10 protein-coding genes are annotated in these 13,561 nt (G+C 62.3%); all 10 read left to right on the forward strand.

Annotation, left to right across the window (positions count from 1 at the left end):
- Positions 1 to 7 precede the first annotated feature (7 nt).
- The 10 genes from CRO48_RS21115 (at position 8) to CRO48_RS21160 (ending at position 13,248) form a co-directional block, all read left to right on the forward strand.
- The gene (locus CRO48_RS21115) at positions 8 to 2,692 is read left to right on the forward strand and encodes a carbohydrate-binding protein (protein WP_097141837.1); all 2,685 of its coding nucleotides are present in this window, start codon (positions 8 to 10) and stop codon (positions 2,690 to 2,692) included.
- 6 nt (positions 2,693 to 2,698) lie between these two features.
- Positions 2,699 to 4,942: an MGH1-like glycoside hydrolase domain-containing protein gene (locus tag CRO48_RS21120; RefSeq protein ID WP_097141838.1), complete on the forward strand. Its 2,244-nt coding sequence runs from the start codon at positions 2,699 to 2,701 to the stop codon at positions 4,940 to 4,942.
- 372 nt (positions 4,943 to 5,314) lie between these two features.
- The gene (locus tag CRO48_RS21125; RefSeq protein ID WP_097141839.1) at positions 5,315 to 6,391 is read left to right on the forward strand and encodes an ABC transporter substrate-binding protein; all 1,077 of its coding nucleotides are present in this window, start codon (positions 5,315 to 5,317) and stop codon (positions 6,389 to 6,391) included.
- Positions 6,381 to 7,295: an ABC transporter permease gene (locus tag CRO48_RS21130; protein WP_097141840.1), complete on the forward strand. Its 915-nt coding sequence runs from the start codon at positions 6,381 to 6,383 to the stop codon at positions 7,293 to 7,295. Before CRO48_RS21125 ends, CRO48_RS21130 begins: the two co-directional genes overlap by 11 nt.
- Positions 7,296 to 7,305: 10 nt before the next feature.
- The gene (locus CRO48_RS21135; RefSeq protein ID WP_097141841.1) at positions 7,306 to 8,085 is read left to right on the forward strand and encodes an ABC transporter permease; all 780 of its coding nucleotides are present in this window, start codon (positions 7,306 to 7,308) and stop codon (positions 8,083 to 8,085) included.
- The gene (locus tag CRO48_RS21140; protein ID WP_097141842.1) at positions 8,072 to 9,121 is read left to right on the forward strand and encodes an ABC transporter ATP-binding protein; all 1,050 of its coding nucleotides are present in this window, start codon (positions 8,072 to 8,074) and stop codon (positions 9,119 to 9,121) included. The genes CRO48_RS21135 and CRO48_RS21140 overlap by 14 nt, the downstream gene beginning before the upstream one ends.
- A gap of 4 nt (positions 9,122 to 9,125) precedes the next feature.
- A complete protein-coding gene (locus tag CRO48_RS21145; RefSeq protein ID WP_097141843.1) occupies positions 9,126 to 9,722 on the forward strand; it encodes a cysteine hydrolase family protein in 597 nt (198 codons plus the stop codon).
- Between the two features lie 51 nt (positions 9,723 to 9,773).
- Positions 9,774 to 10,256, forward strand: a complete 483-nt coding sequence (locus CRO48_RS21150) for a MarR family winged helix-turn-helix transcriptional regulator (RefSeq protein WP_097141844.1) — start codon at positions 9,774 to 9,776, stop codon at positions 10,254 to 10,256.
- Between the two features lie 37 nt (positions 10,257 to 10,293).
- Positions 10,294 to 12,645 (forward strand): glycoside hydrolase family 3 C-terminal domain-containing protein, encoded by a 2,352-nt coding sequence (locus tag CRO48_RS21155; RefSeq protein WP_097141888.1) that lies wholly within the window; start codon positions 10,294 to 10,296, stop codon positions 12,643 to 12,645.
- A 201-nt stretch (positions 12,646 to 12,846) separates the two neighbouring features.
- On the forward strand, positions 12,847 to 13,248 hold the full coding sequence (locus CRO48_RS21160) for a DUF2946 family protein (RefSeq protein ID WP_097141845.1): 402 nt from the start codon (positions 12,847 to 12,849) through the stop codon (positions 13,246 to 13,248).
- Positions 13,249 to 13,561: the final 313 nt, after the last annotated feature.

Below are 13,561 nucleotides of genomic sequence, written 5' to 3' on the forward strand. Positions count from 1 at the left end.
GTTTGTCGTGCAGCAGCAGTCGCACCTGGAACGGCCGGGGGAGGACATTTTCCGCAAGCCTCCTCATGCGTTCATGCCGTCGGCCTATTGGTTCTGGCATTCGGTGCCGGACGAGGCGACCTGCCGCGCGCAGCTTGCAGACTTCAAGGCACAGGGGTTTGGTACTGTGCTGATCCAGGCACGGCTGGCGATGCCGGTTACGGACTACCTGTCTGCTCCCTTCATCGCCGCCTACCGGTGCGCGATTGCGATCGCTGCTGAGCTCGGCCTCAAGACCGGCATCTACGACGACTACAACTGGATCAGCGGCCATGCGGGCGGAAGAACCGTCGCAGGGCACGACCATCTGCGGGAACGCCACCTGTTCTGGTCCGCCGGCAGTGATCGTGACGGCGAGATCAGCGGCATACGCCCGCCCTTCGTTGACGGCATGGGCCCCGATATCGTTGCCTGGCAGTATGAGGAGGGCCGGGTCGAATGGTGCGAATGGAGCATCGAGGCGGCGATACTCAGCGCTACGACCGCCCCTCATGACCCTGAGCAGATCGTCGAGGTGACACTTGAGACGCGCATCGTCAGCAGCGATGCCACCGGCTGCCGCTTTGCCTTTGACGGCGCGGTTCCGGAGGGGCATGTGCTCACCGTCTTCGTCAGTGCCCGCTCGACGACCTCGCGGCTGATCAACTATCTCCTTCCCGAGGCCGCCAGCCGGTTTATCGAAGTCGGCCTTGAACCCTTGATCGAGCCGCTGCGGGCATTCGTCCCGGATACGCTGGGCTTCGTCTTCTACGACCAGCCCGCCGCCGGTTTCTATCGGTGGGACCAGATCTCGGGACACCTCGGAAACAGCCTGCTCTTTTCGCAGGCACTGCCGTCAGCGGTGGAAGCGGAGACCGGGCTTTCCTTTGCGAAGGCCCTGGCGGCGCTGGTCCATGAGGTCGGGGCGGACACGGCGAGATTGCGTGCGCAATTCTTCGCTGCCTATTCCAGCAGAATGAACGAGGCATTCTTCGGTACGCTGCGCAAGTGGTGCGAGCGGACCGGGATCGCACTCACGGGACATGAGATCCTGCCGCATGTCAGCGCCTGGTCGCTCAACGGCGGCTTCACCAGCATCGATCCGCGCGTCGCACCCGCCGTCGATTTTTTCGGTGTCGATGCATTCCGGCACGAAACCGCCGTCGACGCCAACAATTTCATCCCGCAGCTCGCGCCGAAGCTCGGCGATTCCGTCGCCCGTGCCAACGGCCGGAGCCGCTGCGCCGTCGAAACCTATGCCAGCGCGTTGCGCACCCCGGTGCGGGCGGCCGGACAATGGGAGCTGACGCTCGAGACCTTGCGCGCCCACGTCATCCGCCTTCACTGCCTCGGCATGCGTCAGCATGTCTGGCACGGGGTTTACCAGACAGACGGCCGCGACGACGATCCCACACCGTTCACCAATCCGCGCTTCGATTTTGCGCCAGGCATCAACTTCGAGCCCTGGTGGCCCTATCATGGACTGTTCGCAGAAGAGTCGGCGCGGCTCTCGGCCTTCATGGAGCCGGCGAAGCCGCTTGCGCCCGTCGCCATTTTCTATCCGCTGTACACGGCCTGGGCGGAGGGGCCGCGCCACAGCCATGCCCGCCACGTCGGCGCCTGGTGCGAAGGTCTTCTGGAGCTCGGTTGCGACTTCATGTTCGTCAGCGAGAGCGATCTTGCCGCGGCCAAGGTAAGCAACGGGCAGATCGAGGCTGCGGGCCTTACATTCGATGCGGTCGTCCTGCCTTCGGTGACGGTCCTCAAATCGGACGCCGTGCTGCAAAGTCTCGACCGCTTCGGCGAGGATGGCGGGCGTGTATGGTCCTCGGGCGATCTGCCGCGCACATGTTGCGAAGCGAAGACCGGCTCCAGCAGCGTGTTGCGGTCGACGCATTCTGCGGACGCGCCGACACTTCAGGAGCTCGCAAAACTTGTGTCCGACCTGCCGGATCGCGGGGTGACGATCAGCGCGACCATGCCGCGCAGACCCTGGACATGGATCGGCGCCGAACCCGATGGCGGGTGGCGGGTGGTGGTGTTCAACGACGGCGACGACCCCGGCGGCTGCGAAATCGCGTTCAATTCCGCTATGCGGTGCGAGATGTGGTCTCCGGCGGACGGGGACATTGCCGCGCTTGCGGATTGCGACAGGCTCTCGGTTGTGCTTGAGGCACAGGAGCTGCGATGCTTTCGCTTTCTGCCAGCCGCGGCCGCTGGCCAATGCGCCTCGACCCTGTCGTCCCTGCCATCGGCTGATGGCATCTCGACGGTTCTGGACGGGGTCTGGAACTTCGCCGTCGATGGAGGCCCTGCATCCGCTTCGCTTTCCGTGGATGCCGGATGGGAGGAGCAGGGCTTTGCTTCCTTCTCGGGAACCGGCTTTTATTTCCGCGAGATCGCGATCGAGACGGAAGGCGAATGGTTGCTCGAGGTGCCGGAGGCACATACGGCGGTCTCGGTGCGGGTCGACGAGCGCTTATGCGGGCGCCGTGGCTGGCGCCCCTACCGTTTCTCTCTGGGCCGGCTCGCCAAGGGTATCCACCGCCTGGAAATTGCCGTGTCCAATACGGCGGCCAACCGCTATTACCGCAACACACCCTATCAGGGCGACATGCAGGACCCGAGCGGACTGACCGCTCCTCCTCGCCTCGTCCTTCTTCAGGAAAGCTGAGCGACCATGCTGAAACATGCGACAGTCCCGATCGAACGCGCCTGGAATACCTGGTCCGATCGGCCCGCCGAAATGGTGTTCTTGCCGCTTGGCGTGCGGGTGACGCCCATCCTTTATTCGACGCGGACGCGAACGACCTCGGCGATCGAGCCGCGCCGTGACGCCGTAAGGTTGGGCCGGCACGCCATCGACGGTTCGCTCATAGAGCTGGAAACCGATCACGCCGGAACAACGGTTGCGTTTTCCTGGGACAAGGCCGATCCCTTCGCCATAAGAGGCGAGTGGCACGGCAAGGCCAGCGGCGAATGGGGGCTCCGGTTCTGGATCGCTCTGGCGATTTCGTCCGAGGGCGGCGAAAGAGTGCAGTATCGCGTCGATGATGGCGTGGCCCTGGTCAAGGTTGGAACGCGCTACGTCGCGGTGGCGAGCGCCGACTCACCGGTCCAGGTGACGGGGCATGACGATCTCGATGCCCTGCGGGCCGACCTCGAAACGAATGGCTATTTCTATCTCGGCAGCCGAAGCAACGACGCTCCTGTGCTTGCGCTTCGTTTCAATCTGGAAATGATGCGCCACGGTGCATATGCGGCGGCCGTCGCGGATAGTGCCGAACTTGCCATCGAAAAAGCACGGGGCGAACTGACGCGAAAGACCGCGGCCGGTCGTGCGGATGATCATGCCGGCCTTTTTGCCGGATCGCTTGACGCCATTCGCGACGTCGTTGCCTGGAACACCATCTGGGATGCGACCAACGCCCGCCCCTACACGGCAGTCACGCGGATCTGGAATCTCGGCAAGTTCGCCGTCTGGTACAACGACCAGATTTTCGCCGCCCAACTGGCAGGAACGTTCGACGCCGATCTGGCGCGCGAGAACCTGGCGGCGGCGCTGGCGGGAGCGACGCCGCAGGGCAACATCGCCTGCATCGTGACGTCGAACGATGCCTGGGTGGATCGCAGCCAGCCGCCGCACGGCGCCCTTGCCGTCTGGCAGCTCTATCAGCGTACCGGCGAGCGCTCCCTTCTGGAGGCCAACTATGTGGCCCTCGCCCGCAATCAACGCTGGTGGAGGAAGAGCCGCGACCCCGAAAAGCGCGGGCTTCTCTCCTGCGGCACATCCGACGTCGGCGAGGCGCTCTACAAGGGCACCGCCTTCGGTGCCCGCAACGAAACGGGCATGGACAATTCGCCGACCCATGACGAGGCGATCTACGATCCGGCGACGCGGACGCTTTCAACCTTCGATCTCGGCCTGAATTGCGCGGCCGCGCTCGACGCGGAAATACTGGCGCGCATGGCCGAAATCCTCGGCCATCGGGAGGATGCGCGCGAGTTCGCGGGGATTGCGGAAAACAGCCGCAGGCTGATCCGCGAGGAGTTGTGGGACGACAGCCGCAAGATCTTTGCCAACCGGCAGCGCAGCGGCGGCTTCGTCCGCTCGCTGTCTCCGACAAGCTTCTATCCGCTGTTCTGCGGTGCGGCCAGCGACGAGCAGGCCGCCTTCCTGCTTCAGCACCTTGCGGACGAGCGTACCTTTGCGGGGACATTCGGCCTGCCGAACGTCACGCGCGACGATCCGGCCTTCGCCGACAACGTTTACTGGCGTGGGCGCATCTGGCCGAACGTCAACTACATGGTCTGGCTGGGCCTGCGGCGATACGGCTTCTACGCCGAAGCGACGAGCCTCGCGGAGATGAGCCACGCGCTTTTCATGAAGTCCTGGCGTCAGGACCGGATCGCCGCCGAGAACTACAACGCCACGACCGGCGAGGCGATGGACCAGGGCGATACGGATCCCTTCTACATATGGGCGGCCTTGCTGCCGTTGATGGCGGTCGGCGAGGTGGTCGATTTCGATCCCTGGAACGGATGGGAAATCCGCAATCCCGGTCGCGATACAAGCATCGGACCGATGCTGTCGCCGATGGGAAAACTCGGTATCCGCATCGAGAACAAGCTTCTCACAGTGGAACTTGACGGAAAGCCGAGGCTGGCGACCGACCTCAAGGCTCGGCTATCGAACATCGCATTCTGGCCGCGCGGTTTCAGTTGCGTCATCGGTGCGGATGATGCGGCCGGCACTATCCGCATCGTCGATGTCGAAGCGATGTCCGTCGTGGCCGTCCGCCTGAACGGAGCGGAAGCGCGCTGGAGACTCGTTGGCCGCGACCTGCAGATCGAGGTAGGGCCTGCAGGTGATGCACGGACGCTTGACGTTCATTTTTCGACCGCACGCAGCGCGCCTTCATAAGGAAGAACTTGACAGAACGAAAATCTGTCTTATTAATTTGTATACAAATAAAAATAACAAACTTACAGCCGACGTTCAGAGGGTATGAGCATGAGTTTCGACCGGGCGCAGAGTGTGTCTCGTCGCAGCTGACTGGGATAATGTGCATCAATGGTAGGCAGGCCCTCTGTTTCGGCAGCAGAGGCTGGTTTCCTGCGCGCGTTTTATCCTTTTTCTCTTCCAGCACCTCCTGAACATTTAATTTGTGTACGAATTAAATTCGGTAACTCTTTTCCCGCCGTCCGCTAAATCCGGATGGTGTGGTGAATAACCGCAATCGATGGCTGCCGCCGCGATTGTCAACAACAGCAGGTCCACCAGAGGGGTGCAGCAATGGCTGAATTTTCAAGACGCAACACGCTGAAGCTCATGACGGCTACGCTGGCCGCCGGCGCCAGCTTCTCACTCTTGCCACGCAAGGTCTTTGCTTCAGGTCAGATCACCGTGCTCAACTGGCAGGGCTACGGCACCGACGAGGCCTGGTCGCTGAAGCAGTTCACCGAAAAGACCGGCATCAGCGTGGTGCATGACTACTACAGCTCGGAATCCGAGATGCTCACCAAGATGCGCACCAATCCCGGCGCATACGATCTTGTCGTCCTCAACGCCGCACGCTGCGCCCAGGCCGTCGCCGAAGACCTGCTGCAGCCGATCGATTTCTCGAAGGTGCCCAACGCCGCGACCGTCGATGAGGCCCTGCGCAGCAACCCCAATTTCTCCAAGGACGGCGTAGGCTTTGCCGTTCCGTGGGTCTGGGGCATGACCGCGCTGGCGATCCGCGAGGGCAAGCCGAAGCCGGAGAGCTACAAGGCGCTGGCTGATGCGACCTACAAGGGTCGCGTGGCAATGGACGACGACGCCATCATCAATGTCGGCATCGGTGCGCTGATGACCGGCCAGGACATGAACGATCCGCAGGATCTGGCTGCGGTGACCGAGGCCCTCAAGTCGATCAAGCCGAACGTCAAACTCCTGTGGTCGACCGAGGACCAGTGGAACAAGTCGTTCGCCGCCGACGAGTTTGATCTGTCGATCTTCTGGTCGGGCGGCTCGGTCCGCTCGAAGCGCAATTCGAAACTGCCTGTGGAATTCGTCGTTCCGAAGGAGGGCGCAGTGGGTTGGGTCGACGGCCTTGGCATCCCCGCTACCGCACCGAACCCGGAGGGTGCGCTTGCCTTCGCCAACTGGATGATCGACCCGGCCTTCTATGTCGAATGGGCGACCAAGGTCGGCGCCCCGGCATCCTCGAACTCCGCTGCGCTTGACAGCCTGCCGGCCGACGACCTGAGCCGCCAGGTGCACAATCCGGATTACCTGAAGACGATGAGCATAATGTCGGCACTGCCCGACGATCGTCGCGAAGCCTTCAACAATGTCTGGCAGGAAGTGAAAGCCTTCTATGCAGAATGACCAGCTCGCCCTGGCGCAGACGCGCGGATCAGTCGATCCGCGCGTCAAGCGCCCCCTCCCCGCCTGGGTGTCGACGACGGCGCTGTTGCTGCCGACATACGGTTGGCTCACGATCGCCATATTTCTTCCGCTGCTTACCATGCTGGCCTTCAGTTTCATGTCGGCCACCCCGATGGGCAAGACGCCGGTCGAATTCACGCTGAAGCAGTACCGGGCCTTCATCGATCAGCCGTATCTTCTGCGGATCGGTTTCAACTCGCTGATGATGGGTTTCTGGACTACGCTGTTCTGCGCCATTCTGGGCTTTCTCGCTGCCGTGGCCCTGGTGCGCGCAACGGTCGGCAAGACGCGCGAGACGCTTCTGGTGCTGATCCTGCTGCCGTTCTGGACCAACGGTCTGGTTCGCGTCTTCTCCTGGACGATGGTGCTTCGGGAAAACGGCTTTCTCGACAATATCCTGCACATGGTTGCTCCCGATGCCGGATCGATCAGCATCCTTTACACGCGCTACGCCGTCGTGCTCGGGCTGGTGCATGGCTATCTGCCTTATATGATCCTTACCTGTTACATCGCGCTCGTGACGATTGACGACGCCATCATCGAAGCTGCTGCCAGCCTTGGCGCGCGCTGGTGGACGATCCTGTACAAGATCCTCATTCCGATGGCCGCGCCCGGCCTGATTTCCGGCGCCGTGCTGATCTTCATTCCGGTCATTGGCTCCTTCATGGAACCACGCATTCTCGGCGGACGCGTCGGCGTCACGATGGGAACAGTCATCGAGGACCAGTTCACGCAAGCCTTCAACTGGCCGCTCGGCGCTTCGCTGTCGTTCACGCTGCTTGCCGTCGTTCTTGCGATCTTCGCTACATTCTCCGGCGTGCTGCGCGGCAGGACGGCAGGTTGAGGAACGCACCATGAGACAACTCGGACGCTTTTACCTGATCGCGATACTCCTGTTCCTGTACACGCCGATCGTTGTGATGATGGCGATGGGGTTCAACGCATCGCCGCTTTACGAACTGCCCTTCACCTTCTCCACGCGCTGGTACGAGGCTCTGCTTTCGAACCAACCCCTGCTGAAGGCCGGAGCGAACAGCATCATCATCGCGCTGATCACGGCGGTGATCGCCACCACGCTTGGCACGATGGCCTCCGTCGCGCTTTCGCGCCGGACCTTCCGCGGAAGAAGCCTTCTGCAGATCCTGCTTCTGCCGCCGATCGCGATTCCGTGGCTGATCACCGGCACGGCGATGCTGATCTTCTTTTACTGGAGCGGCATCGGGCGCGGCATGCACGCCCTGTTGATCGGCCACGTCGCGCTTGCCATTCCCTATGTGGTTCTCGTGGTCGGGACGGGTTTCAAGACGGTGCGCGCGGATCTCGAGGAGGCGGCCATGAGCCTTGGCTCCACGCCAGTTCATGCCTTCTTTTCGGTAACGCTGCCGCTTCTTTATCCGAGCATCCTCGGTGCGGCGCTGTTCGCCTTTGCGGTCTCGCTGGACCAGTTCGTCATTTCCTACTTCCTCGCAACGCCCGGCTACACCACTCTGCCGGTGCAGATCTACTCGGCAATCCGCAAGGGCTTCACGCCTGAAATCAACGCGATCTCGACCTTGCTGCTGCTCGGTTCGATGGCCGCCATCCTGATCTTTGCGCGCTTCGCCAAACCCGGAGACACCCGTGACAAACGTTAAAGTCAAGTCCGTCGCCAAGACCTACGGCCCGATCTCGGTCCTCACCGATATCAGCACCGAGTTTCCGGAAGGGTCCTTCACCAGCCTTCTCGGCCCTTCCGGCTCGGGCAAGACGACGCTCCTCCGCATCATCGCGGGCTTCATCAAGCCCGACGAGGGCGTCATCATGATCGGCAACAATGACGTGACGAACGTGCCGGTCTGGGGCCGCAACATCGGCATGATGTTCCAGTCCTACGCCTTGTTCCCGCACATGACGATCGCGCAGAACGTCGCCTTCGGCCTGGAACGCCGTGGCATCAAGGGAGAGGCGGCCCGCAAGGAGGTGGATCGCGCCCTGGAGATGGTGCGCCTGTCGGGCTTCGGCGATCGCACGCCGAAGCAGCTCTCCGGCGGCCAGCAGCAGCGTGTTGCCCTGGCGCGGGCCATCGTCATCAAGCCGAGCGTGCTGCTTCTCGACGAGCCGCTTTCCGCACTCGACCGTCGTCTTCGGCAGGAGATGCAGGTGGAATTGCTGCGGATCCAGCGCGAGAGCGGCCTGACCACGATCTTCGTCACCCACGACCAGGAAGAAGCCCTGACGCTCTCCGACAAGGTCGCAATCCTCGATCGTGGCCGCATCGTGCAGATCGGCGAGCCGGAAACGGTCTACGAAAGACCGTTGACGCGTTTTGCAGCCGAGTTCCTCGGCGATTCCAACTTTCTTTCCGGAAAGGTCGAAAACGGCGCAGTCAGGCTCTCCAACGGCACGGTCGTGCGCAGCGACAGCGCGCTGCCTGGCAACGGTGCGGACGTCACGCTGGCGATACGCCCTGAAAAGATGTCGCTGGCGACAGCGGACGGCCAGCCGAACCGGCTCTCGGCGCGCATTACGACGGTCATCTATGCCGGCCCTGTTCTCTCCTACATCCTGGAGACCCCGGATGGGCTGCCGTTGAAGCTGTTTGCGCAAAATCGCGATGGCCGTGTCCTGCGCGAAGGCGAAACCGTCAGCCTGAGCTGGTCGCCGGAGCACACGATCGCAGTGGCGAACTGACCAGATGCCCGGGCGTGGACATTGGAACAATGCGCTGCATGTCACGATCGACATGCAACGGCTCTTTGCGGAGGACACGCCTTGGCACACGCCCTCGCTTGGCTTCATTTTGCCAAACGTCGTTCGCCTTTGCGAGGCGTGGCCCGAAAGGACCGTCTATGCCCGATTCGTCGTGCCTGCCAATGCGCAGCAAGCTTCCGGCAGCTGGCAGGCCTACTTCGACCGCTGGAACATGATGACGGGAGATGTGCTCGATCCGGCAATGCTCGATCTGGTCGAACCGCTTTCCTCGATCGCTGACAGGGGTTGGGTCGTCGACAAGTCCACCTACTCGATCTTCGCAGTCCCCGGTTTCGCAGAGAGGCTTGCTGGCGAACAGGTGGACACGGTTATCATGTCAGGCGTCGAGACGGATGTGTGCGTCTACTCAAGCATGCTGGCAGCAGTCGATCTCGGATATCGGGTGGTGCTGGCAACCGATGCACTCGGAAGTGCCGACCCCAAGGCTCATGACGCCGTGTTGCAGCATCTTGTGCCACGACTGCCTGAGCAAATCCAACTCATGACCACCGCCGACATCCTTGAGCGGTGGAAACGGTAGCGACGCGTTGGCCCGGCATAGAAGACCGCCCAACCATTGAGGAGCCTTTGGATGGACATAAGCTCGAACGAGCAGCACCTGTCCGGCAAGCCAACCAAAAACGGCACCGGGCCTGCGGGATCGGACCAGTATGCGCTCGGCGAACAGATAGGCTTTTTCCTTCGCCAGGCCAACCAGCGTCACGTCTCGATCTTCGCCGGACTCATGGCGGAAAAGCTGACGACCACGCAATGGGCGGCTCTGGTCAAGCTCAAGGAAATGCAGCCCTGTTCCCAGGGCAGCCTCGGACGGGAAACGGCCATGGACATGGCGACGATCAAGGGCGTGGTGGATAGGCTGGTAAGGCGCAATCTCATCAACACCGCCCCCGATCCGAGCGACGCGCGACGGCTGGTGCTCACGCTGACGGAGGAGGGCATCGCCATCGTCCAGCGCAACCTTTCGGTTGCCCTGGAAATATCGCGGGAAACGCTAAGGCCTCTGAGCACGGCAGAGCAGATGATGTTGATGGAATTGCTGCGGAAGATCAGCTGAACGCCGAGCCGACAACAGAAAAATGCAGGGAATCTTTATGTTCCAGGATGCCAAGGTCGCTGTCGCGGATGTCATTGCGACCATGACCGACGAGGAGAAGGTCGATATTCTCAGTGGACGGGGGCTTTGGAAGACTGCCTCGATCGCGCGCCTGAACATTCCGTCGGTCATCATGACGGATGGAACCTACGGCGTGCGCTATTCCACGACGCAGATCGACGCGGGTGACGACGACGAAGACAGCTTGCAACAGTTTCTCGCGGTCGTGAACCAGGATGCCGACGACGACACGGGAATGTTCGGCACCACCCTTCCGGCGACCTGCTTTCCAAACGGCAACCTGATCGGCTGCTCGTGGGACTACGATCTGACCTACCGGATGGGACAAGCTCTCGCCGCGGAGTGCCATCAGATGGGTGTCCAGCTTCTCCTCGGTCCGGGGATCAACACCCGGCGGACGCCGCTGGCCGGTCGCGCCTACGAATACTACTCCGAGGATCCGGTCATCAACGGCGACCTTGCCGCAGCCCTGATAAGCGGCCTGCAGGACCACGGTATCGGCGCCTCGCTGAAGCATTTCGCCTGCAACAACTCCGAAATCGACCGCACCAACACCAGTTCGGACGTCAGCGAGCGGGCGCTCCGCGAGATCTACCTCGCCGGGTTCGAGCGGGCGATCGCCCGGAGCGCGCCATGGACCGTGATGAGCGCCTACAATCCCGTCAACGGCGTGCAGGCGGCGGAAAATCACTGGCTTCTCACGCAGGTGTTGCGTCAGGAATGGGGATATGACGGGCTGGTTGTTTCCGACTGGCATGCGATCAAGGATCGCCCGGTGTCGCTGGCGGCGGGAACCGAGCTGGACATGCCGGAAAGCAAACCGCGCAAGGCGCAATTGCTGACCGCCCTGAAAACCGGTGAGGTCGACCGGCAGGCTGTCGATGCCGCCTGCGGGCGGATGCTCGATTTCGTGCGCAAATGTCTCGCTGCAAAGCCCACCGTGCCCGGTGCGGACCTCGACCGACATCATGCGCTCGCACGCGACATTGCTGCGGAGTCGATCGTTCTCCTGAAGAACGAGAAAGCGGTGCTGCCGCTTGACCCGGCTACGACAAAGCACCTTCTCATCGTCGGTGACGGCGCCGTGAAGCCCCAGATCCAGGGATCCGGATCGGCAACCACCAATCCCTATCTCGTCGATATCCCGTTGTCGCAGATCGAGGCACGGGCGGCCGGGCGGTTTGTCGTTGAACACCTGCCCTCGCCCGACGGGACGGCAATGGAAATCGAGGCGCACGTCGCCCGGATTTGCGAGCGCGCCCGGGACGCTGACGCAGTCATCGTCTTTGCCGAAAACGAAAAGGGGCGCAATGGTGAGGGTAACGACCGCGATACGCTGGATATCGTGGCCGCGCAGAATGCCGTGATAGCAGCGCTGGCGGGTGTCACAGACAAGCTCGTCGTCGTGCTCACCATGCCCGATGCCGTTGAGATGCCGTGGCTGGAAACGGTGCATGCCGCACTTGCCTGCTTCTACCCCGGCCAGGGGGGCGGCGAAGCCATCGCACGCATTCTCTTTGGGGAACAGAACCCGTGCGGCAAGCTGTCGGCGACGATGCCCGTCAGGATCGAGGATATCCCCGGCTGGCACAGCTATCCGGGCGAACACGGCCGTCACCTCTACAGCGAGGGTATCTTCGTCGGCTATCGCTACTACGATCTCAAGAAGGTTGCGCCGGCTTTCCCCTTCGGGCATGGCCTGAGCTTTACCACTTTCGGCTACGAGAATCTGGCGATCGACGCCAGCGTGATCTCCCCCGGCAGCAGCTGCAACGTCACGCTGACGATCCGCAATACCGGCATGGTGCCTGGAAAGGAGATCGTGCAGATCTATGTGCGGCCCGTTGCACCGGGCCTGAAGCGGCCCATACGAGAACTCAAGGCGTTTGCGAAGATCGCTCTTCAGCCCGGGGAATCCAGATCGGTGACCTTTTCCCTCGCGCCCCGCGATTTCCAGCATTTCGATACGTCGCGCGGAAGCTGGGTCCTGCAGGCGGAGGCGTTTGTCATCGAGGCGGCGGCGTCATCGCGCGACATTCGGCTGTCTCAGGTCGTCCCTTGCCGAAGTGAGCCGCTCGGCCGACCCGCCTTTACCGAGCATTCTCCAACGTCAGCGATCTTGGGCGATGCGGCCGCGGCCGAGACCGTGCGCGCATTCATCGCCGAGAAGCTCGCGGTTTCCGACGATGAAGCGAGGATCATCACGGAGAAGATCCGCGGCTCCTTCCTCGGTTTCCACGAGAGCCTCAGCTGGTTCATCGGCGACAGCATCTCCCGGGACGATGGCGTTAAGTTGCTGTCCGACCTCAACAACGGCACCTGCGGCTGACCGGATGGCGCGGCCAAACCGACGCGCCGGGCTTCAGCATGGCCCGGATGTCGCCTGCAAGGATGCCGACGTCTGAAACCTGACAGCAGCGCTCGCCGGGAGGGAGCGGGGCTTCCACAGGTGCGGCAAGATTGTCGCATTGAGCTTGCGCTGCCGGGAGGATATGGTGCGCGCTGTGTCGGACGTGACACCGGGGAATCGATGATCAAGCGACGGGACTTTGCAGGGCGGTATATGGTGCGCATTATCTGCGCGCTCGCCTTGCTGCTCGTCGCCTTTGCTCATAAGCCGCCGGTCGTTGGCGGGCCTTCGATCCCGCTGAACGAACTTGCCCAGTACGCACTCCCGGACGGCTCCCTGCAGGTGCTCTGCCTCCCCTCCGAGGATGGGAAGGTGAAGCACGACAATCATGACGCGGGATCCGGCTGCGAAGCGTGCCGCCTGAGCGCGTCGGTTCTGCTGCCTGCACCGGCGGACGTTTCCGGTCAGTTGATCCGGAAGCAGATCGATCGCGTCACGGCGACGCGCCGGGAAGCCTTCTACCGCCAGCTGTTTCCCCCGAATACCTCGCCACGCGGACCTCCATCCGGCCTCGCTGCCTGAACTGCCGCTTTCATCAGCGGAAATTTTCAGCCTGCGCCGGTTCTTCCGCATTGAGCGGATCGTCCCGGCGCTTTGCCGGACGACTTCCATGCTCAAAAATATCGCGCCAGAGCGTATATCATTGTCTCGTCGAGAAGGTGGGAAACACCTTTGCGGAGGCTGTGGTAGCCGAAAGCCCTCCAGCCGATTCGCCCGGCGACAGAGAACCGCTCGATCAAACACATCCATGACCGCATGAGACCGGCCGCCTTCGGTGCTTCCGGCCGCGCTTGCATGCGCGCTCGTTGCGAATTCAAAAACCGTTTCAGTTGTC

The sequence above is a fragment of the Rhizobium subbaraonis genome (assembly GCF_900220975.1).
Lineage (GTDB): Bacteria > Pseudomonadota > Alphaproteobacteria > Rhizobiales > Rhizobiaceae > Mycoplana > Mycoplana subbaraonis.

What these genes read in the sequence shown, in the direction of transcription:
- CRO48_RS21120 (WP_097141838.1), top strand. Translation starts at nt 2,699, where the DNA reads ATGCTGAAACATGCGACAGTCCCGATCGAACGCGCCTGGAATACCTGG.
- CRO48_RS21125 (WP_097141839.1), top strand. Translation starts at nt 5,315, where the DNA reads ATGGCTGAATTTTCAAGACGCAACACGCTGAAGCTCATGACGGCTACG.
- CRO48_RS21130 (WP_097141840.1), top strand. Translation starts at nt 6,381, where the DNA reads ATGCAGAATGACCAGCTCGCCCTGGCGCAGACGCGCGGATCAGTCGAT.
- CRO48_RS21135 (WP_097141841.1), top strand. Translation starts at nt 7,306, where the DNA reads ATGAGACAACTCGGACGCTTTTACCTGATCGCGATACTCCTGTTCCTG.
- CRO48_RS21145 (WP_097141843.1), top strand. Translation starts at nt 9,126, where the DNA reads ATGCCCGGGCGTGGACATTGGAACAATGCGCTGCATGTCACGATCGAC.
- CRO48_RS21150 (WP_097141844.1), top strand. Translation starts at nt 9,774, where the DNA reads ATGGACATAAGCTCGAACGAGCAGCACCTGTCCGGCAAGCCAACCAAA.
- CRO48_RS21155 (WP_097141888.1), top strand. Translation starts at nt 10,294, where the DNA reads ATGTTCCAGGATGCCAAGGTCGCTGTCGCGGATGTCATTGCGACCATG.
- CRO48_RS21160 (WP_097141845.1), top strand. Translation starts at nt 12,847, where the DNA reads ATGATCAAGCGACGGGACTTTGCAGGGCGGTATATGGTGCGCATTATC.